Raw genomic sequence first — 21,521 nt, forward strand, 5'->3', positions numbered from 1 at the left:
CAAAAGAGCAACATTCACCCCATTACGCCCTCCTTTTGTGCAAATGCCGCCGTAAGAGACGCCGGAAAGCGCCAGATGCCTCCGATCGTCATTGTGGTACGCAAATTGCTCAAGGCTATTAAACGCAAAAGAGGAGAAGAATATGAAAGCACTGGTGATTGGGGGCGGGATTGGCGGTCTGAGCGCGGCGGTGGCGCTGAAAAATGCGGGTATCGAGTGCGAGGTCTTTGAAGCCGTAAAAGAGATTAAACCGGTGGGCGCCGCCATCTCCATCTGGCCGAATGGCGTAAAATGCATGCGCCACCTGGGCATGGGCGAAATTATCGACAGCTACGGCGGCCCGATGCATTTTCTGGCCTATAAAGAACACCGCCGGGCAGAGACCCTCACGCAGTTCAGCCTTGCCCCGCTGGTGGAGCGTACCGGCGGACGTCCCAGCCCGGTATCCCGTGCAGAATTGCAGCGCGAGATGCTCGACTTCTGGGGACGCGATGCCGTACAGTTCGGTAAACGCGTGACCCGCTGCGAAGAGAGTGCCGACGGCGTCTGCATCTGGTTCACCGATGGCTCAACGGCACAGGGGGATTTCCTGATTGCCGCCGACGGTAGCCATTCCGCGCTGCGCCCGTATGTGCTCGGCTACACCCCGCCGCGCCGCTACGCGGGCTACGTCAACTGGAATGGGCTGGTGGATATTGATGAAACCATCGCCCCCGGCAATCAATGGACCACCTTTGTCGGCGAGGGAAAACGCGTCTCGCTGATGCCGGTCTCCGGCGGCCGCTTTTACTTTTTCTTCGACGTTCCGCTGCCGCTGGGCCTCCCGGAAGATCGCAGTACCCTGCGCGCTGACCTTAGCCGCTACTTCAGCGGATGGGCGCCGCAGGTGCAAAAGCTGATCGCCACTCTCGACCCGCAGACCACAAACCGGATCGAAATCCATGATATCGAACCCTTCGATAAACTGGTGCGCGGGAAAGTAGCGCTGCTGGGGGATGCGGGGCACAGCACCACACCGGATATCGGCCAGGGCGGCTGCGCGGCAATGGAGGATGCGGTGGTGCTGGGGGATCTGTTCCGCCAGAGCCAGGACATTTCACAGGTGTTAGGCCAGTATGAAACGCTACGCCGGGACCGGGTCCGCGACCTGGTACTGAAGGCGCGCAAACGGTGCGATGTCACCCACGGTAAAGACAGGGCGCTGACAGAAGCGTGGTATCAGGAGCTGAAGGCTGAGACCGGAGAGCGGATCATCAATGGCCTGTGTGAAACCATTCAGGGCGGGCCGTTGGGCTAAACGCGGCGGCTGTTCGGGCTTTTGTGGACAACACCGGTTAGGGCGCAGCCTGCATCATCTCCATAACCCCGGTCAGCTTCTGGATAGCCATCTGCGCCGGGCGGGAAAGCTGGCGCGAGGGGGCCGTGCACAGGGCCAGCGTCAGCGGCCGCAGCAGCTTATTACGCAGCGGTATAAATGCCAGACGCCCCTCCTTCACCTCATCCAGAACATCCAGTCGGCTAAGGACGGTAACGCCGCTGCCTTTCAACAGCAGCGATTTAATCAGCCGGATGTCGTTGCAGCGCACGCTATTTGCCGGGGAAAAATCATAATGGCGATAGAGCATCGACACCCGCTCATGCACGATGAGCGGTGCCCCGGCAATGATATGCCGCTCGTCACTTAACTCTCCCAGGGAGAGCATCGCAGCCTGAGCCCGGGGATGATCCGGGCGCATCACCACCCCCATCTCCAGCTCGGCAAATGCCAGCACGCTCAGTCCGGCCTGGCCTTCGGGATCGAGGATCAGGCCAAAATCGAGATCCGCCTGCCGCACCCGCTGGCTGACGGTATGGCTGTCCGCCACCTGCAGGTTCAGCTCCAGCCAGTGCCAGCTGCCAATAATCTCCGCCAGCGCGGCGGCAAAACATCCTTCCGCCAGGGCCTGCACCATGCCGACGCTGACGGTGCCGCGCTTCAGCCCCTGCAGCTCGTCAAATTTCTGCCGCGTAAGCTGAAACTCCTTTTGCCAGCGCAGCAGATTTTCATACAGCAGCTCGCCAGCCGTGGTCATACGCAGCCCTTCGGGCAGACGCTCAAACAGCGGCGTACCGAACGCCTCCTCGGCCTGCAAAATTTGCCGGTTAATCGCCGAGGCGGAAATATGCAGTTTTTCCGCCGCCCGGCGCAGGCTACCGCTGCGGGCCACTTCGGTAAAATAGACAGCAAAACGCGAAAATGGACTCATTCTGGCCTGTTCTCTTTTTTGCAACGCATAGCTGAATTAATGGCGATGGATGTCAACACCCTAATATGGCAACAATAAACTCACAACAATTAAACAATTATTTGTGTGAGCAGGAAAAGACGCCATGAACAGAACGCAACCCACGCCCCCCGCCCATTGCACCTTTGAGCCTGACGACTGGCTGCGTCTGGCGAAATGCTGGCACCCCGTCGCCCGCGCCTGCGATGTCGGCCCCGCGCCGGTAAAAGCCACCCTGCTGGATGAGCAGCTGGTGATCTACCGCATTAAAGGCCAGGTGGTGGTGGCCCGCGATGTCTGTCCCCATCGCGGCGTACCGCTGACGCTCGGTTTTCACGATGAAGAGGGGATCGTCTGCCCCTATCACGGGCTGCGCTTCGGCGAAGAGGGCCGCTGCAACCGCATCCCCTCCAGCCCTGACCAGCCTGTTCCGGCTAAGCTTCATCTCACCGCATTTGCGGTGGAGGAGCGCTACGGCCTGATCTGGACCTGCCTGGACTTCGATCCGCAGGATCCTGTGCCGCTGCCGGTCATGCCGCACTGGCACGATGAGGGCTTTCAGCAAATCAACTGCCCGGGGTTTGAGGTCAAGGGTTTTGCGGGTCGTCAGGTCGAGGGGTTTCTTGATGTGGCCCACTTCGCATGGATCCATACCGACACCTTTGCCGATCCGGATAATCAGGTCGTGCCGACCTACAGCACCCAGGAGACACCGTCAGGCTTCAGTGCCGATTACTGGAGTTCGGTGAGCAACTATCCCCCGAGCGCCGGTTTTCGGGCGCCGGAGGGGTTCCAGTGGTTACGCCATTTTGAAATGCATCTGCCCTTCACCGCCACCCTGACCATCCATTTCCCCGGCGATGATCGGCTGGTGATCATGAACGCCGCCTCGCCGGTCTCCTCGCGGATCACCCGCATGTTTGCGCCCATCGCGCGTAATTTCGATCTGCACGTGCCGGTGGAAGAGGTGCACGCCTTCAATCTGCGCATCTTTGAGGAGGATCGCCTGATGGTGGAGACGCAGCGTCCGGAAAGATTGCCGCTGGATTTAACCCTTGAGGCCCACATTCCCGCCGACCGCAGCTCCATCGCCTACCGCCGTGGTCTTAAGAAAATGGGTTTCGGCGACTTTTTCCTTGTCTGAAGGAGCACCATCATGAGCGAACTACTCGATGTTGTTGTGGACGGCCTCTGGCGCCAGGGGAGCCACAGCCTCGCCGTCAGGCTGGTGGCCGAAAACGGTTTGCCGCTCCCCGTCTGGCAGCCCGGCGCGCATATCGATGTGCATCTGCCCTGCGGGCTTATCCGCCAGTATTCCCTCACCGGAGCGCAGCGCGAGCAGGAGGGGTATCTGATTTGCGTGGCGCTGGAGAGCGGCTCCCGCGGCGGGTCCCGCTATATTCACCAGCAGTTGCGCCCCGGCCAGAGGCTGGCTATCTCCCGCCCGCGAAATCTGTTCCCTTTACTGTCGGCAGAACGGGTGATGCTGCTGGCGGCCGGGATTGGCATAACGCCGCTGTATGCCATGGCATTACAGCTGGAGGCGCAGGGGGTGCCCTTTACCCTGCACTATTATCTGAAAACCCGTCATCACGGGGCCTTTGTCAGGGAGCTGCAGCAGGCGTTCAACATCGGGAGTGTAGTGATTCACTGTTCGAGTGAGGGGAGCAGCGCCCGCCATCACCTGTCCGCCGCGCTGGCAGAATCAACATCCGGGACCCCGATTTACCTCTGTGGACCCGCTGGCTTTATGGCGCATGCACGTCACGCCGCGCTGGAACAGGGCTGGCCGGAGACGCTGATCCACAGCGAAGCCTTCCAGCCCCTCGCAACGCCTGCCGACGCGCAGGCGGGAGAGACCTTCTGGGTGACCCTCGCGTCATCCGGTGAACGGTGGCCAGTGCCCCCGCATCAAACCATCGCCCAGGTCCTTCAGGAGAACGGCATCGACGTTCCCCTCTCCTGCGAGATGGGGATTTGCGGGGCCTGCCTGACCCCGGTGCTGGAGGGGATTATTGACCACCGCGACACCGTTCAGTCGGCGGCTGAAAAATCGGCCAGCACACAGCAGATTGCCCTTTGCTGCTCGCGCAGCCGGTCAGCGGATCTGCGTCTGGATATGTAAGTGTTCCGGCGGCGTCTGCGTCAGAACCCTTCCAGCACAATCTTCCCGACCGCACGCCCTGTCTCTAACTGAGCATGGGCTTTCTGCAGATTTTCCGCCGAAATCGCCCCGTAGTGTTCACCCAGCGTCGTGGTGATAATTTTATCGTCAATCAGCCCGGCAACCCGGGTCAGCAGCTGGTGCTGCGCAATCATATCGGCGGTCTCAAACATGGAGCGGGTGAACATAAATTCCCAGTGCAGGGAGATGCTTTTTGCCTTCAGCGGGCGGGCGTCAAGCGTCTCGGGATCGTCAATCAGCGCCAGTTTCCCCTGCGGTGCCAGGGCCTTAATGATCTCCGCGTAGTGCGCTGCGGTGTGGTTCAGGCTGGCGACGTGGGTCACCTCTTTGATCCCTGCGGCGGCGAGGGCTTCCGACAGCGGTTTGCTGTGATCGATAACATGATGCGCCCCCGCCTCCTGCACCCATTTCTGGCTTTCGGGACGTGACGCCGTACCCACGACGGTCATTTTCGTCAGCTTACGCGCCAGCTGCACCAGGATCGAACCCACCCCGCCTGCAGCACCGACGATCAGCAGGGTATCGCCTTCGTTACCCTGCTCCTGAACGCCCAGGCGATCGAAGAGCATTTCCCACGCGGTGATGGCGGTTAACGGCATCGCCGCGGCAGCAGCGTTATCCAGGGTTTTGGGCTTGAGAGCCACAATACGCTCGTCCACCAGCTGGAACTCGCTGTTGCTGCCCGGCCGTCCCAGCGCCCCGGCGTACCAGACTTCATCCCCCGGGGTGAAAAGCGTCACCGCTTCGCCCACCGCGGCAACAACCCCTACCGCATCCCAGCCGAGCACTCGTGGGGTATCGCCGCTAAACCCGGCGCGGACCTTGGTATCCACCGGGTTAACGGAGATGGCTTTTACTTCAATCAGCAGATCGTGACCTGTCGCCACCGGCTGCGGCACTTCGATATCCTGCAGGTAGGCGATGTTGTCAGGGGCGGAACGGGTAATGGCAATGGCTTTCATAATCTCTCCGGCGTTTTATCGTGTGAGTCGCAATAATTTGATGGTAAAGCGAAGCTGTGACGGGAAAAATAGCCTCGCGGAGACAAGACTTATACTCGGGAGATGAAAATGTTTCGGCTTGAAGATTTGTTACTGTTCGTGCGGGTCTCGGCCCTGAGCAGCTTCAGCGATGCGGCGCGTGAAGCGGGCGTGCAGCCGGCGCAGGTCAGCTCCGCTATCAAACGGCTGGAGTCGTCTCTCGGCATCCGGCTCTTTGCGCGCTCCACCCGCAGCCTGCGCCTGACGCCGGAGGGCGAAGCCTGGCTTCCCTACGCCCGCCAGATGCTGGATGCGATGTACGCCGGAATGCAAAAAATTCGCGCGCCCGAAGAGGAGATCTCCGGCACGCTGCAGATTGCCGTCCCGTCGGATCTGGGCCGCCATCTTCTGCTCCCGGTGTTTCAGGCGTTCGACAAGCGCTATCCGGCATTGCGGCTGCGCATCTTTTTCTCCGACCAGGTCGCCGACGTGTTTAAAGATCCGGTTGATATCGCCTTTCGCTACGGCACGCCGGAAGATGCATCGTACATTTCGCTCCCGGTCGCGCCGGATAACCGCCGCGTGCTGGTGGCCTCTCCCGAGTGGGTCGCCCGCCACAGTGAGCCCTCGCACCCCGATGAGTTAAGCCGGGTCAACGCCCTTACCTTTGTCCTGCGCGGTCGCCTTCACGATCGCTGGACCTTTTTCCGCGACGGCGAAACCCACAGCGTGAGCGTCAGCGGCACCATGATGAGCGATGATGCCGAGGTCATCCGCCGCCTGGCGGTCGCCGGGGCGGGCGTGGCCTATAAATCCAGGCTGGACGTCGCAGAAGATCTCCGCGCCGGCCGGCTGCAGATCTTGATGAAGGAGTATGAGGGGGAAAGCGTGCCGCTGAATATGATCTGTCCGCACCGCAAACAGCTGTCTGCGGGCGTCAGATTATTGTATGAAGCGGTTAAAGCGTGCTGTGAAGGTCAGTCAGCGCACGATGATGTAATTTGATCACCGCTTTTTTAACCGTCCCGGGGCGGGTGGTAAAACAGCCCGGCTTATGGGGTTCGCCCGGCATAAAAATGGCAAACATCCCCGGCTTCAACGTCACGGACTGCTGATTTTCAATGCGGTCGCAGAGCTGATAGTCCTCCTCCTCGTGCCACTCATCGCAGTCCCGGGCGCTCTCCGCCAGGCCGAAATAGATGTGCTCTTCCCCCTCCAGCAGGATCTGGATATCGATGTAGGCGCGGTGCAGTTCCGCGCGTTTTTCCTCTGCACGCTGGGTCGCAAACTGCATCACATTCACCCACATCTCTTCCCCCTGCAGCGGATAGCTGCCCGGCGCCAGCTGCGCCAGCCCCGCGCTCAGCGCCTGGTCGATCGCCTGACAAAACACCGCCGACAGACCGGCAGCCTGCATGCGGTTGATATCCCCCAAAATCATTGCCACGCTCCTTTTGCCCACAATGCCGCGCCCAGCAGCCCCGCGTCGCCGCGATGGCGGGCTGAGCTGAGTTCGATCTGATAAACGCCTGGCTCCTGCGCCAGGTAGTGCTGCACCTGCGACAGATAGCCGTCGGCGAGGCCAATACTGCCGCCTATCACCACCCGCTGGCAGTCGGTCAGGGCTTTCAGATCGGCAATTAACCGCGCCAGCGTACGGGCAGAGCGCGCAATCAGCGCCACCGCCTGGGCATGACCCTCTGCGGCATGGGCAAAAATGGCTTTCGCATCCAGCCCGCAAAGCTCCCCTTCTGCCGCCGCGGCGATGCCCCGGCCCGAGGCGATGGCTTCCACGCAGCCGATCCGCCCGCAGCCGCAGCGCGGCCCGTTCGGGTCGGCCAGGGTGTGGCCGCAGTGCCCGGTCAGCCCGCCGGAGCCGGTCACCAGTTTGCCGTTATGGACAACCCCGCCCCCCACGCCGGTCGACACGGTGATAAACACCATATCGCGGACGGCGTGCGGCATGTGTTGATACTCCGCCAGCGCCGCGGCCTGGGCATCGTTCAGGGCTACGCCGGGAAGCCCGGTCAGAGCCGACAGATATTTCACCAGCGGGAAATGCGACAGCCCGCCGAGGTTTGCCGGGTTAATCGAGGTGAGCACGCCCTCCTGAATAATCCCGGTCGAGGCGACAGCGAAGTGCTGTGCCCGCGAGTAAAGCGGCGTCACCAGTTCACTCAGCGCCGCTTCCAGCGCATCCGGCGTTTTGCTGGCGGGAGTGGGGATCTCCCGGCGCTCAATAATCTTCTGCTCGCTGTCCACCAGCGCCGCGGCGAGTTTGGTCCCGCCGATATCCATCGCCAGGGCGATCATTTTGTCGCTCCCTGCAGGGCATCGCGATACCACTGGCAGATATGCTCCAGCCGGGTGATGGCAGAGCCGACCGTCACGGCCCATGCCCCGTGCGCAATGGCCTGCGCCGCCAGCGCCGGTGAGTTGTAGCGCCCTTCGGCCACCACCCGGCAACCGGCCTGGCTCAGGGTTGAAACCAGCGCCAGATCCGGCTCGACGGGGGTGACGTCTGAGGTGTAGCCCGAAAGCGTAGTCCCAATCAGCTCAACCCCCAACCGGCGGCAATACAGCCCGTCCTGCTCTGAGGCGCAGTCGGCCATCGCGATCAGCTGATGGTGCCGGATGCGCGCCAGCAGGGCCTCGACCGGTACAGGACGCGGGCGCTGCGTACCGTCAAAGGCAATGATGCTGGCCCCCGCCTCGGCCAGCGCATCCACATCCTCCAGCCACGGCGTAATGCGCACCGGGGTGTCGGGCAGATCGCGCTTCACGATGCCGATAACCGGCACGCTCACCACGGCGCGTACCGCCCGCAGGTTTTCAATCCCTTCGATGCGCAGCGCCACGGCACCCGCCTGCTCTGCCGCCAGCGCCATCGCCGCAACGATCTCCGGCTTATCCAGCGGGCTGTTGGGTACCGGCTGACACGAGACGATCAGCCCGCCCCGGGCCTTAACGTTTGCATCCAGTTCATCAAGAAACGACATAACTCCTCCGTTTAAAATTCAGCCTTTGTGTCTGGCAAGCTGGCTGGCTTTGTCGCCAGCGATAATGGCGCCGCTGAACGGTTTACCGTCGATGGCATCGTGGGTACGCAGGGCTTCAGGGTGCAGCCAGCGCTGAACCCGGGACGGCATATCAAAGCCAATCAGCAGGATGACGACGAACGTCAGGCCAAACGACAGCGAGCAGAGCGCGGTACCCAGATCCAGACGCTGGGCGATAAACGCCCCCAGAACCGGGGCCAGCGCGCCGCCGAGCGCGCCGACGTTATAGGTAAACCCGAGCCCCGCCGCGCGCTGTTCGGTATCAAAGTAGCCACCGATCAGTTTAGGCAGGATCCCGGAGATACCCTGGCCAAGCATCTGCTGGAAGAAGAGCAGCAGGCCCAGCACCCAGACGCTGCTGCCGCCAATGGTGAAGACCGGAACGATCAGCAGCTGGGAGGCCAGCAGGCTACAGACATAGGCCTTGCGCGTGCCCAGCCAGTCGCCAAGGAAGCCCCCGGCGCAGCAGCCTGCCGCCGCGCCAAAACCGCTGAAGAACAGCACCTGGGCAACGGTTGCGGGGTCGTAAGCCAGGTCGGTTTTCAGATACGTCGGTAGCAGGGCCTGAATCGGCCAGGAGTATAAGAAGGCAAACAGCACCACCACCATCAGGGTGACGCCGGTCGGCCAGCGCTTGCCGCTGCTTTGCACCATAAAGCTGATAAAGATCCCCGCGCACAGCAGGCCGAGAATGGCCACAATCGCGGCGCTCTCCAGCTGGCCTGCGAAGCAGAACCACAGCGAAACGGCGGCCACCAGGGTCATGGCGATGTTGATAAACCGGTGTTCGCCGCGATAGAGAATATCCACCATGGTTTTGACCGGCGTATTGCCCTGCTGCTTCTCTTTCCAGTCTTCCGCTTCCGGGATATTTTTTCGCAGCCAGAGGGCAAAGACGATTGGCAGAATGCCGATGAAGAACAGCGCCCGCCAGCCCCACTCCGGCACCACCAGGCTGTAAACCTGCGCCGCCACCACCGCGCCGACGGAGAAGCCCGAGATCAGGAAACCACTGGCTTTATTACGCAGGTGTTTAGGCCAGCTTTCAATGACATAGGTGGCGCTGGAGCCATACTCCCCCGCCATCCCCATGCCGATCACCAGCCGGGCGATAAACATGGTGGTGTAGCCCTGGGCCAGACCGCAGGCCAGCGTCCCGACGGAAAAGAGAACAATGCTGCTGACCATCGCCAGACGACGACCGTAGCGATCCCCCATCGCGCCCAGTACCAGGCCGCCGAACCAGCGGGAGATAAAGGCGGCGGAGATCAGACTTGCGGCGTGCAGGGTGGTCAGGCCGAATTCGGTTTTTATATCGGTTAAAACAAGGGCGATGAGGACAAAATCAAAACCATCAAGAACATAACCGACCCAGGCGGCAGAAAACGCGCGCCACTGCTGACGGTTAAGGCAACGATACCACGGGACATTTTGTGTCATTGTATTCATGTCAGTCTCCGCAATGGGTAAACCCATACGCTGTTTTTGTAGGATACAGCTTCAGTGATGCCGGGTATGCCCGGCATCCGGCGTTGTCTTATTGTTGTTCTTGCTGGAGCAGCTGCGCTAACGCCCGCAGCTCAGGCAGGTACTTCTCATCCACAGGGGCAAACGGCTTGCGGCACAGCGGAACATCAATCACGTCCATATAGTGCAGCACCGTTTTCAGGCCACGGAACACGCCCACTTTGATCAGCAGGTCGATGACCTCGTTACATTTCGTCTGCAGCGCGCTGGCGGTGGCGATATCCCCCTCCTTCAGCGCTTTAACGATCCCCTGATAGCGCCAGCCCATGATGTTATAGGTGCTGCCGATGCCGCCGTCCGCGCCCGCCAACAGGCCGGAGGCGAAGATCTCATCGTAACCGTTGTACAGCACCAGATCCGGATGCGCCCGGCGGATCTGCTCCATCTGGAAAAGATCGCCGGAAGTCTGTTTCAGCGCGCCGACGCCCGGCAGGGTCACCAGGGTGTTGATCTGATCGAGCGAGAGCTTGACCCCGCTCAGGGCCGGAATGTTGTACACCACCATCGGCAATCCATCCGCCGAATCAATAATTCCCCGGTAGTGATCGCAATGCTCTTCAAAGCTGAACGGATAGTAGAACGGCGTGACGGCAGAGACGGCGTCATAGCCAAAACGGCTGGCGGCCTGGGCCAGCTGCTGGCTCTCATGGGTGCTGACGGTGCCGACATGGGCAATCAGGGTCACTTTGCCTTTTGCCTCTTCGGCGACGATCTCCAGCACTTCCTGACGTTCGGCGCTGTTTTGCACAAAGGCTTCACCGGTGGAGCCCCCGACATACAGGCCGTCAATCCCCTGAGCGATGTTGAACCGCACCAGCTGGCGCAGGCTTTGCGTATCCAGCTTCTGCTGGCGATCGAAGGGGGTAAGCAGTGCGGGCATAACCCCTTTAAGCGTGACGGACATAGATACCTCGAATGTGTTGTGATGACGTTTTAACGGTAGACCTTTATACCTGTTATACCAGACACATTAAAAACAGCGCGATCGAAATGCGCGGAACGCGATCTACTTCACTAAACGATCGAGGTTATTTGCGGCGCTTTTTGCCCTGCTCGAAGGCGTGCCAGGTGGCGAAAACGCTGGTGAGGTGGGCCTGTAACGCCTGTTCAGCGGCATCGGGATCGCGGCTGCGGATGGCGTTAAAGATGGCGATATGTTGTTGATAGCTGGTGTTATTGTGCTCGTGCAGCGCCTGCTCAGGTACGGCAGGACGGGCGGCGATCAGCCAGTCGATCAGCGCCACGTGGATCGACATAAAAATAGGATTGTTGGGGATCTCCGCCAGCACGCGGTGAAACTCCACGTCGGAGCGGATAAACAGGGCATTGTCATCCAGCGACTGGCTGTTCAGCTCCAGCGCTTTTTCCAGCAGGGCAATCTGCTCATCGCTGGCATGCTGGGCGGCGTGGCGCACCAGGCTGGATTCAAAGAACAGGCGCAGCTGCTCAAAGTGGGCAATCCCGCCCGGATGGGCGAGAAAATCTTTCGCCATACCGGAAAGCTCGCTGATGATGGTATCCGCAGACGGACGCGAAATACGGGCGCGCTCGCCGTTCTGGATCTGCACCAGCCCTTTACGCTTTAACGCCGCCAGCGCCTCGCGCACCGAAGGCCGCCCGACGTTAAAAAAGGCCATCAGCTCGCGTTCGGAAGGCAGCTGCTCCCCTTCAGCGAACTCGCGGCGGCGGATCATCTGCTCCAGCTCTTCTTCCACCATCTCGGACAATTTTTTGCGCGCCAGCGGGCGGCGACGCAAGGTGCGCCCAATGGTCTCAGAGGAGATTTCTGTCTGTTTTTCGCTGGAAAGAGTCATAGACGTTACATCGTAAGAAGTTGAGTTAAGGAGTTCTTTATCATACCACAGGCGTTTGTGCCAGGTGTTATGGGTTACGCAGGCGGCGGGGATAACTGTAGTGCAGACATCGACTTATATAGCGCTGGGCCCAGGAATATTGCCAATGGTATAATATCGGAATAATTCTCAATTGCAGATATTACTCTTTTTAAATATCGCCCTCACCATTTAAAGATTATTAAACTTGACCAGGCGTTCAAATATTACTTCGCAGAGTAATATTGTTTCCGAACCGAAAAATTTAAAATAAATTTGCACGCTAAATAACCCCAGTTTTTTTAAAGCCGAATAAAAAAAGAATTTCTGAAATATAGACAGCAAGAATAAAGATGTACAACTCCGCGCAACCGGTTTCAACGGTGCGCACCCGCACGCCCGTTGTCGCGCCGGGCATGACAGCTTTTTTAATAAGCAGGCGAAGCAATGTAAATGCCCCTGTGCTGCCTCTTAAATAAATTTAACAACGGCAACAACGGGGTAGAAAAATAATAAACAAACTTTCAGGCGCTCATAAAAAAGTATTATTGTCGGAAGATAAAGACATTCCATAGTTATCTCCATAGCGGGACTGTAACATGTGATAACACTTTTACACATCCGTTAAGCCACGCTAAAACATTGTCATCTCTGTGACCCTAACCCTTTGAATATCTCTGCATATTCGAAGCGCCGAGTCCGTTAGTGATTTTATTTATCTCTCCGCGGGAGGGATAAATAAACTTACCCAAAATTCTTTCCCGACCACCCAGAAATATTGGGCGAAAGCGTATTGTCATTAACGACTTAACACGGAGCACATTAATGCCATCGCAAACATAAAAATCAATCCCGTACGACCCGGCGCATTCTTTTCGCACAATTTTTAAACAGCGAAAACGAATGATGATAGCGATCCAAGCTTGAGGTAATTATTTATGGCCGAACAATATGATTTTACTGTCACGCTGCATGACCTCGAATTTATTCTGAAGCAGATCAAGATCTCCGAATCGGCCACCAAAGCCGACGGGACGATCGACGGCGACGCGCTGCGTGATGCGGTGGGCGACCCGCTTCTCCCCTACGGCATACGTACCGTCGACGGCTCGTGGAACAACCTGATCCCCGGCCAGGAGATGTACGGCTCAGCCGACCAGAATATGCCAAGGCTGGTACCGCTGGATCTGGAGGCGATAAAAAACGACCCCGAGCTGGCTAAATACCTGACCGCCTCCGGCCCGAACAGCATGGTGACGGACGCCGACCCGCGTACCATCAGTAATATTATCTCCGACCAGACCGCCAGTAACCCGGCGGCGGTCGAGGCGGCGGAAGGGCTGAAAGACGCCCCCGGCGGCGGCACCAGCGAGAACGGCAGCCTGTCGATCCCTAACCTCTCCCCGGACGTTGGCCTCTCTCCGGCCTTTAACGGCTGGATGACCTTCTTCGGCCAGTTCTTCGACCACGGTCTGGATCTGATCCCCAAAGAGGGCAACGGGATCGTGTTTATCCCGCTGATGCCTGACGATCCGCTGTATGTCCCCGGCTCCCCGACCAACTTCATGCTCCTCACCCGGGCGAAGGTGGACGCCACCCACAACACCGTGAACACCACCACCCCGTGGATCGACCAGAACCAGACCTACACCTCCCATCCGTCGCACCAGATCTTCCTGCGCGAATACACCTTCATCGATGGCAAACCGGAGCCAACCGGTCATCTGCTGGATGGCGTACACGGGATGGCTACCTGGGGTGAAGTCAAAGCGCATGCCCTGCAGTTCCTCGGCATTCAGCTGACCGATGCGGATATCTTCAACGTGCCGCTGCTGGCTACCGACCGCTACGGCAACCTGATGCTCAGCGCCAGCGGCAAGGTGCAGATCGTTACCGCTCACGGGCTGGTGGAGGCCGACGGCGGACGCCTGCCGCCGGACACGCTGCGTACCGGCCACGCCTTCCTCGATGATATTGCCCATACCGCGGTGCCAAAACTGGACGCCAACGGCAATCTGCTGGCCGATACCAATGATGTGATCGGCGGCGCACCGGAAGCGGGCACCTACGATAACGAGCTGCTCGATCGCCACTTCATCACCGGCGACGGTCGCGGCAACGAGAACATCGGCCTGACCGCCGTCCACTCGGTGTTCCACGACGAACATAACCGCCTGGTGGAGCAGTACAAAGCCACTATTCTCGGGTCAGGCGATATCAGCGTGATCAACCAGTGGCTGATGCCGAACCATCAGATCACCGAGATCCCGGCGGATACCAGCACCCTGGTGTGGAACGGCGAATACCTGTTCCAGGCCGGTCGCTTCACCACCGAGATGGAATACCAGCACCTGGTCTTCGAAGAGTTCGCCCGTACCGTCCAGCCGGCGGTCGACCCGTTCGTCTTCTCGAACACCGCCGACATCAACCCGGCGATCTTCGCGGAGTTCGCCCACGTGGTGTACCGCTTCGGCCACTCGATGCTCACCGAGACCGTGGATCGCACCACCTTTGACATGCAGAGCGACGACCTCGGGCTGATCCAGGCCTTCCTCAATCCGCTGGCCTTCGATAACAACGGATCGCTGGATAATCAGGCGGCCATCGGGGCCATCGTGCGCGGCATGACCCGTCAGGTGGGGAACGAGATCGACGAGTTCCTGACCGGGGCGCTGCGTAACAACCTGGTCGGCCTGCCGCTGGATCTGGGGGCACTTAACATCGCCCGCGGCCGCGACACCTTCATGCCGACCCTCAACCAGGCCCGGGAACAGTTCTTCACCCTCACCGGCAACAGCGAGCTGAAACCCTATGAGAGCTGGGCAGATTTCGCCGCGAACCTGAAAAATACCGCCTCGATCCTCAACTTTATGGCCGCCTACGGCCAGCATCAGCTGATCCTCAATGCCACGACCATCGCCGAAAAACGGGCTGCGGTTGAGTTCCTGCTGTTTGGCCCGGCCGATGACGCCACCCGCGCCGATGCCTTTGATTTCTTCAACAGCACCGGGGCGTGGGCGACCAAAGAGTCCGGCCTGAACATGGTCGACTTCTGGATTGGCGGCCTGGCGGAACGGAAAATGGAGTTCGGCGGCATGCTCGGCTCCACCTTCAACTTCGTCTTTGAGACGCAGATGGAGATGCTGCAGGACGGCGACCGCTTCTACTACCTGAGCCGTACTCAGGGGCTGAACATGCTTAACCAGCTGGAGGCTAACTCGTTTGCCGCGCTGGTGATGCGTAACAGCGACCTCGGCGACGAAGGCTCGTCCCACGTTCACGCCAGACTGTTCATGACCCCGGACCATGTCCTGGAGGTGAACACCGGAGTGCAACTGGGGGCCGATCCAAAATGGGGTAACGCGCTCAAGGACCTGCTCACCCCGCTGGTGATACGTAAAGCGGCCGGGGCGGATGTTGACGGCGACGGCAAAGCGGACGGGGCCTACCTCAAATACTCCGGTCCCGGCCACGTGGTGCTCGGCGGCTCCGCCGGGAATGACACCTTAATCGGCGGCCTGGGCATCGACAGCCTGTGGGGTGACGGCGGTAATGACCGTCTCGACGGCGGCGACGAAGCCGATACCGTTCACGGCGGCGACGGGGACGACATCATCACCGACACCGGGACACCGGTGGGCGGCGCTGACTTCCTGCACGGCGATGCCGGGAACGACGTCATCTTCTCGGGCAACGGTAACGACCTGAGCTTCGGCGGCAGCGGTCAGGACTTTATTGTCGTCGGCGAAGACGCGCAGGAGGTGTTCGGCGGGCTGGATAATGACTTCATCCTCGGCGGCTCCGGCGGCGACGCGCTGCTGGGCAACGAAGGCGATGACTGGATTGAAGGCGGCGACGGCTTTGACTCCCTGACGGGCGAAAACTCCGAGCTGTTCTTTAACAGCACCATCGTCGGCCACGACGTGCTGAACGGTCAGGGCAACGACACCGACTACGACGGCGAAGCGGGCGACGACATCATGGTGCAGGGCGCTGGCATCCAGCGTAACAACGGCATGGCGGGCTTCGACTGGGCGATCCACAAGGGCGACGTGGTGGGGGCCAACTCTGACCTTGGCATCCCGATCTTCGTTAACCAGCAGGAGTTTATCCTGCGCGATCGCTTCGACCTGGTGGAAGGCCTCTCCGGCTGGAAGTTTGACGACGTGCTCACCGGCACCGACCAGCCTGTGGGTACCGCGCCGGTGCAGGGTACCCCGCTCTCCAACAACCTCACCCTGGAAGGTGTCGCCCGCATCAACGGGCTGGATAAGGTGGTCGGCAGCACTCTCATCAACGGGGCCGTGGATGGCGTGGTGCTGAACCCGGACAACGGGGCGGACATCCTGCTTGGCGGCGGCGGCAGCGACCGCATCATGGGTAAAGCGGGTGATGACATCATTGATGGCGACGCCTGGCTGAACGTGCGGATCGAAGTCAGAGACAAACTGGATCCGACCAAAGTGATTAAGAGCGTCGACAGCATGAACGAGCTCAAAGCCGAGATGCTGAATGGCACCCTTAATCCGGGCCAGCTGCACATCGTGCGCGAGATCCTCTATGACGGTAACAAGGGCGAAACCGACGTGGCGCTCTACCGCGACGTAAACGGTAACTACAACTTTACCCGCAACGTCGACGGCAGCCTGACGGTCAACCATGCCACCGTCTCTGCAAACCTGCCGCTGGGTGACGGCACCGACCGCCTGCTCAATATCGAGCAGCTGGAGTTTGGCGATGGCGTGAAGCTGAAAGTGGCCGCGGAAAATGCCACCGGTAACGTCAACATCAGCAGCCAGGCGCCGGGCGTGGGCGATCTGCTGCGGGTCAACACCGTGGACCTGCTGGATGCCAACGGTCTGGCGGACAACCTCCCCATCACCTACACCTGGCAGGCGCTGATTAACGGAGAGTGGCGCGACCAGGCCACCGGCACCGAGTTCCGGGTGGGCAACGGTCTGGCCGGACGGCAGCTGCGGGTCACCGCCAGCTTCACCGACCGGATGGGCGATGCGGAATCCCTGGTATCGGCGGTGACAAGCGCAGTAGGCCCTCGCGATCAACCGACCCAGGGCGTGCCGGTGATCAGCGACCTGACCCCAACCCGCACCCTGGCCCTGACGGCTGACGTGTCGGGCATTACCGATGGCGACGGCCTGACCAACGGCAACAACTTCCGCTACCAGTGGCAGGCGAGTCTCGGTCTGGGCTTCGTCAACATTGCCGGGGCAACGGCCGCCACCTACACCCCAACCCAGGCGATGGTGGAGCAGCGGCTGCGGGTGATCGTCACCGTCACCGACGATGAAGGCAACCCGTCCGTCACCCTCACCTCCGCCCCAACCCAGGCGGTCGGCAACATGCTGGTCGGCACCAACGGCGCGAACACCCTGTTTGGTACCGCGGGCAGCGACTACATCGACGGCGGCGCGGGCAACGACACCCTGTTCGGGCTGGCGGGCGACGACGTGCTGATCGGCGGCACCGGCAACGACGCCCTGGACGGCGGCGCGGGTGCCGACCAGATGACGGGCGGCGTCGGGAACGACACCTACTACGTGGATGATGCGGGTGACGTGATTATCGAGGGCGTCAACGAAGGGACCGACAGCGTCAACGTGACCGCCGCCAGCTACGTGATGGGCAATAACCTGGAAAACCTGACCTACACCGGGACAGGCAACTTCAACGGCACCGGTAACGCACTGGCTAACACCATGACGGGCGGCAGAGGGAACGACACCCTGAACGGGATGGATGGCGACGACACGCTGTTCGGCCTTGCCGGGAACGACATCCTGATTGGCGGCAACGGTAACGACGGCATTGATGGCGGCCAGGGTGCCGACGCCATGACCGGCGGTCTGGGGAACGACACCTACACCGTGGACAACGCGGGCGATACGGTCGTTGAGGGGGCAAACGGCGGCAACGATGCCGTGAGAACCACCCTGACGACCTACACCCTGGCGGAAAACGTGGAAGTGCTCTCCTTTACCGGCATCGGCGGCTTCAACGCCACCGGTAACGCCCAGGCGAACACCATCACCGGCGGCACCGGCGTAGACCGGATCAACGGTGGAGGCGGGAACGACACCCTGACCGGTAACGGCGGCAACGACGTCTTTGCCTTCGGCGCCAGCTTCGGGCAGGACGTGATCACCGACTTCGACAGCAACGCCGCAGGGGGCCAGGACTTCATTAACCTGGCGGGAAGAGGCCTGACGGCGGGCAATTACCTGAACAGCATCTCGGTAACGGCCAGCGGTACGTCGACGGTCCTGAACTTCGCCAGCGGGGAGCGGATCACCTTAATGAACACCACGGTGAGTGCGATAACGGCAACGGACTTCCAGTTCAGTTAACGCACAGCGTAAACCCATAACAAGACCTCATTGATGTAATAAGGAGTGCCCTATGCCGCGCCAGTATAAGTCAACAGAACTGAAAAATGCCCTGAGGGGAACCAGGCCTGCATTTATTACCCTGCTGTTTTTTGGCAGCGTCATAAATATGCTTATGCTGGCGCCGGCAATTTATATGCTCCAGGTGTACGACCGGGTTCTGGCCAGCCAGAACACCACCACCCTGCTGATGTTAACCCTGCTAATCGTCGGGTTATACGTGGTTATCGGGATGATTGAGTTCGCCCGTTCCAGCGTAATGACCCGGCTCGGCAACCGGCTGGACGTCAAATTAAACCAGCTGGTCTTTAATGCCGCCTTTAAGCGCAAAATTGCGACGGGGGATAATAACCCGGCGCAGGCGCTGAACGAGCTGGCCCAGATTCGCCAGATCCTCTCCGGCAACAGCTTATTTGCCCTGCTCGATATTCCCTGGACGCCGTTCTATTTACTGGTGGCGTTCCTGGTGCATCCGCTGCTGGGCTATTTATCGCTGGGCGGGATCCTTATTTTGCTCTGCCTGACTGTCTTAACGGAACTCTCCACCAAAACGCCGATTCAGCAGGCGCATATGTTAAGCGTCAGCAATTCGATCATCCTCAATAAGCAGCTGCAGAACTCCGACACCATCGAAGCCATGGGGATGCTCGCCACCCTGAAAAACCACTGGCTGGAGGGACACAGCAAAGTGATGGTGCTCCAGACGCGCATCGCCGATAAATCTGCGGTTTACAGCAGCCTGAGCCGGTTTGTCCGCGTGCTGCTGCAGTCCATCTCGCTGGGCGCGGGTGCCCTGCTGGTCATCGCAGGCGAGATCACCCCCGGGCTGATGATTGCCGCCTCGATTATCCTCGGTCGCGTGCTGAGCCCGGTGGAGCAGATCATCGGCAGCTGGAAGCAGTTTGTGCAGTTTCGCAGCGCGTGGAAACAGCTGACGAAGCTGCTGGAGGAGTACCCGGCCCCCAAAGCGAACCTCACCCTGCCGACGCCGAAAGGCATCATCAGCGTCGAAGGGATCTTTGCCGCCCCTCCGGGGCAGAAAATCGCCACCCTGCGCAACGTCTCGTTCCAGCTGGAACAGGGCGAAGTGCTGGGGATCATCGGGCCGTCCGCCTCCGGCAAAAGCTCGCTGGCGAAACTGCTGGTAGGCGTGTGGCACCCGCTAAGCGGCAAAGTGCGGCTCGACGGGGCCGACATCTGCCAGTGGGATAAAAACCTGCTTGGCCCATCGATGGGCTATCTGCCGCAGGACGTGGAGCTGTTTGACGGCAGCATCGCCCAGAACATCGCCCGCTTTGGGCCCGCCGACAGCGAACTGATTGTCGCCGCCGCCCAGCTTGCCGGGGTCCACGAGATGATTTTACGTCTGCCGCAGGGCTACGACACCCCGCTTGGCGCCAGCGGCCATCAGCTCTCCGGCGGGCAGCGCCAGCGCATCGGTCTGGCGCGGGCGGTGTACAACAACCCGGCCTTTATCGTTCTTGATGAGCCCAACGCCAACCTCGATGACGCCGGGGAGATGGCCTTAATCAAAGCGATTACCGTCCTGCGCGAGCGCGGGCAAACGGTGGTGCTGATCTCCCATCGCCCGACCCTGCTCGGGGTGGTGAATAAAGTGCTGCTGATTAATGAAGGTGCCGTCCAGGCATTCGGCCCGCGCGAACAGGTGTTTGCCAACCTGCGCCAGGCCAACATGCTCAAATCGGTTCCTGTCGCCCCCGCCGCGGAAGGCCAGCCAGAGACCCAACAACCACCCCGTGAGGCATTATCATGAAAAACGATAACAAGAGCTCAGCAATGCCAGACGCCGAGATTGTCGATATCAATATCTGGCCGCCGTTGATTCGCGGTCTTGCGGTAATAATCATTGCGGTCGGCGGCTTTCTGCTCTGGGCGGTAAAAGCCCCGCTCGATGCCGGGGTGGTGGCCGACGGCACGGTGACGGTCTCCAGCAACCGCAAAACCATTCAGCATCTCAGCGGCGGTCGGGTGACCGACATCTATATGAAAGAGGGCGAAGTGGTGAAAAAGAACCAGGTTCTGATGCGCCTCGACACCCTGCAACTGGACATGCGCTACAGCGCGTTAAGCGCCCAGTATATTTCGGCGAAAACCAGCGAGGACCGTCTGCTGGCGGAGCGCAACGGCGACGACACCATTACCTTCAGCGACGGGCTGCTGAAAAACTTTGCCGGGAATAAACGCCTGGCCGAGAGCCAGCAGCTGCAGGCCAAACTTTTCGAGACGCGGCGCAAGAACATTCAGGACGAGCTGTCGATGATCGACGAGTCCCTTGACGGTCTGGTCGGGCAGACGGAGAACCTCAATAAAATTAAAGGCTACCGCGAGCATCAGTTCAATCTTATCAACAAAGAGCTGGGGGCCATCCGGGCGCTCAGCGAGAAAAACTACTACCCGAAAGCGCAGCTGATGGTGCTGGAGCGCGAGGCGGCGGAGATCTCCAGTACCGTGTCGGAGGATATTCTCAACATCGCCAAACTGAAATCCCAGCAGAACGAACTGCGGATCAAAGCCTACCAGGTGCAGCACCAGTACCTGCGGGAGGTGGAGTCTGAATTAACCCTGAAACAAAAAGAGGTGGCGATGCTGGAGGACGAGCTGCAGTCCACCCGTCATGAGCTGGATAACACGGTGATCCGCTCCCCGATTGACGGGGTGGTGCTCGACGTTAAAGTCAGCACCGTGGGCGGGGTGATCCAGCCGGGCGAACATCTGATGGATATCGTCGCCGCCGGCCAGCCGCTGCAGATCGACGCCAAAATCCCGGTGCAGGCGATTGATAAAATGGCCCCGGGGCTGACCGTCGACGTGATGTTCCCGGCCCTGAACCACGCCCTGCTGCCGACGGTGCCGGCCCGGGTACTGACGGTTTCGGCCGACCGTCTGACCGATAAAGTGACCCAGCAGCCCTACTATCTGGCCGAAGTGCAGGTCTCCCCGGAAGGGGTGCGCCTGCTGCGCGATCACAAGATCAAAGCCGGGATGCCCGCCAGCGTGACGATAAAAACCGGAGAGCGCACTTTCCTGAGCTACCTGTTTAAACCGCTGATGGCAAGGCTGGAGCTGGCGTTTAAGGAGATTTGACGCGGTGAAATGCCGGGGGCGCTTCGCTTGCCCGGCCTACAGGTCTGGTTTCGTAGGCCGGGTAAGGCGTAGCCGCCACCCGGCGATGCAATGTGGCCTAATCCCCTCACCCCGGTCATCTTCCATGGGGCTGAGGAATCCCCAGTAATTTTCTTATGCTTAACG

At 60.1% G+C, this 21,521-nt stretch carries 16 protein-coding genes; 7 read left to right on the forward strand and 9 right to left on the reverse strand.

Annotated elements, in window-relative coordinates; genetic code table 11:
* Positions 1 to 142 precede the first annotated feature (142 nt).
* Complete coding sequence (hpxO, locus tag FFB58_RS22220) at positions 143 to 1,297, forward strand: FAD-dependent urate hydroxylase HpxO (RefSeq protein WP_138371018.1); 1,155 nt, start codon at positions 143 to 145, stop codon at positions 1,295 to 1,297.
* Positions 1,298 to 1,334: 37 nt separating this feature from the next.
* Here hpxO and hpxR read toward each other — a convergent pair whose 3' ends face one another.
* On the reverse strand, positions 1,335 to 2,246 hold the full coding sequence (hpxR, locus tag FFB58_RS22225) for a LysR family hpxDE operon transcriptional regulator HpxR (protein WP_138371019.1): 912 nt from the start codon (positions 2,244 to 2,246) through the stop codon (positions 1,335 to 1,337).
* Between the two features lie 124 nt (positions 2,247 to 2,370).
* Between hpxR and hpxD the strand changes: the two genes are divergently transcribed.
* On the forward strand, positions 2,371 to 3,408 hold the full coding sequence (hpxD, locus tag FFB58_RS22230) for a molybdenum cofactor-independent xanthine hydroxylase subunit HpxD (protein ID WP_138371020.1): 1,038 nt from the start codon (positions 2,371 to 2,373) through the stop codon (positions 3,406 to 3,408).
* 12 nt (positions 3,409 to 3,420) lie between these two features.
* Entirely contained in the window at positions 3,421 to 4,389 is a 969-nt protein-coding gene (locus FFB58_RS22235; protein ID WP_138371021.1) for a PDR/VanB family oxidoreductase, read from the forward strand.
* Between the two features lie 20 nt (positions 4,390 to 4,409).
* Here FFB58_RS22235 and FFB58_RS22240 read toward each other — a convergent pair whose 3' ends face one another.
* Positions 4,410 to 5,411: a zinc-binding alcohol dehydrogenase family protein gene (locus tag FFB58_RS22240; protein WP_138371022.1), complete on the reverse strand. Its 1,002-nt coding sequence runs from the start codon at positions 5,409 to 5,411 to the stop codon at positions 4,410 to 4,412.
* Positions 5,412 to 5,519: 108 nt separating this feature from the next.
* On the opposite strand from FFB58_RS22240, the gene FFB58_RS22245 reads away from it, so the two are divergent.
* Complete coding sequence (locus FFB58_RS22245) at positions 5,520 to 6,434, forward strand: LysR family transcriptional regulator (RefSeq protein WP_138371023.1); 915 nt, start codon at positions 5,520 to 5,522, stop codon at positions 6,432 to 6,434.
* Here FFB58_RS22245 and nanQ read toward each other — a convergent pair.
* The 7 genes from nanQ to FFB58_RS22920 all read right to left on the reverse strand — a co-directional run bounded on the left by nanQ (position 6,388) and on the right by FFB58_RS22920 (position 12,295).
* Positions 6,388 to 6,870, reverse strand: a complete 483-nt coding sequence (gene nanQ, locus FFB58_RS22250) for an N-acetylneuraminate anomerase (protein WP_138371024.1) — start codon at positions 6,868 to 6,870, stop codon at positions 6,388 to 6,390. The two genes, FFB58_RS22245 and nanQ, sit on opposite strands and share 47 nt — an antisense overlap.
* Positions 6,867 to 7,742: an N-acetylmannosamine kinase gene (locus FFB58_RS22255; protein WP_138371025.1), complete on the reverse strand. Its 876-nt coding sequence runs from the start codon at positions 7,740 to 7,742 to the stop codon at positions 6,867 to 6,869. The genes nanQ and FFB58_RS22255 overlap by 4 nt, the downstream gene beginning before the upstream one ends.
* Positions 7,739 to 8,428, reverse strand: a complete 690-nt coding sequence (locus FFB58_RS22260; RefSeq protein WP_138371026.1) for an N-acetylmannosamine-6-phosphate 2-epimerase — start codon at positions 8,426 to 8,428, stop codon at positions 7,739 to 7,741. Before FFB58_RS22260 ends, FFB58_RS22255 begins: the two co-directional genes overlap by 4 nt.
* An 18-nt stretch (positions 8,429 to 8,446) precedes the next feature.
* Positions 8,447 to 9,937, reverse strand: coding sequence for an MFS transporter (locus tag FFB58_RS22265; RefSeq protein ID WP_039030056.1), 1,491 nt, complete (start codon positions 9,935 to 9,937; stop codon positions 8,447 to 8,449).
* A gap of 88 nt (positions 9,938 to 10,025) precedes the next feature.
* Entirely contained in the window at positions 10,026 to 10,919 is an 894-nt protein-coding gene (gene nanA, locus FFB58_RS22270) for an N-acetylneuraminate lyase (RefSeq protein WP_138371027.1), read from the reverse strand.
* Between the two features lie 124 nt (positions 10,920 to 11,043).
* Positions 11,044 to 11,829: a transcriptional regulator NanR gene (gene nanR, locus FFB58_RS22275; protein ID WP_138371028.1), complete on the reverse strand. Its 786-nt coding sequence runs from the start codon at positions 11,827 to 11,829 to the stop codon at positions 11,044 to 11,046.
* Between the two features lie 301 nt (positions 11,830 to 12,130).
* Positions 12,131 to 12,295: a hypothetical protein gene (locus tag FFB58_RS22920; RefSeq protein WP_171029985.1), complete on the reverse strand. Its 165-nt coding sequence runs from the start codon at positions 12,293 to 12,295 to the stop codon at positions 12,131 to 12,133.
* Positions 12,296 to 12,785: 490 nt separating this feature from the next.
* Here FFB58_RS22920 and FFB58_RS22280 point away from each other — a divergent pair, with 490 nt between their 5' ends.
* Genes FFB58_RS22280 through FFB58_RS22290 form a run of 3 tightly spaced genes read left to right on the forward strand, consistent with a single transcriptional unit; the run spans position 12,786 to position 21,356 of the window.
* A complete protein-coding gene (locus FFB58_RS22280; protein ID WP_138371029.1) occupies positions 12,786 to 18,212 on the forward strand; it encodes a peroxidase family protein in 5,427 nt (1,808 codons plus the stop codon).
* 52 nt (positions 18,213 to 18,264) lie between these two features.
* Positions 18,265 to 20,025 (forward strand): type I secretion system permease/ATPase, encoded by a 1,761-nt coding sequence (locus FFB58_RS22285; protein ID WP_052246187.1) that lies wholly within the window; start codon positions 18,265 to 18,267, stop codon positions 20,023 to 20,025.
* Positions 20,022 to 21,356, forward strand: coding sequence for an HlyD family type I secretion periplasmic adaptor subunit (locus tag FFB58_RS22290; protein WP_138371030.1), 1,335 nt, complete (start codon positions 20,022 to 20,024; stop codon positions 21,354 to 21,356). Before FFB58_RS22285 ends, FFB58_RS22290 begins: the two co-directional genes overlap by 4 nt.
* Positions 21,357 to 21,521: the final 165 nt, after the last annotated feature.

The sequence above is a fragment of the Enterobacter sp. MF024 genome (assembly GCF_005843915.1).
GTDB lineage: Bacteria > Pseudomonadota > Gammaproteobacteria > Enterobacterales > Enterobacteriaceae > Enterobacter > Enterobacter barmai.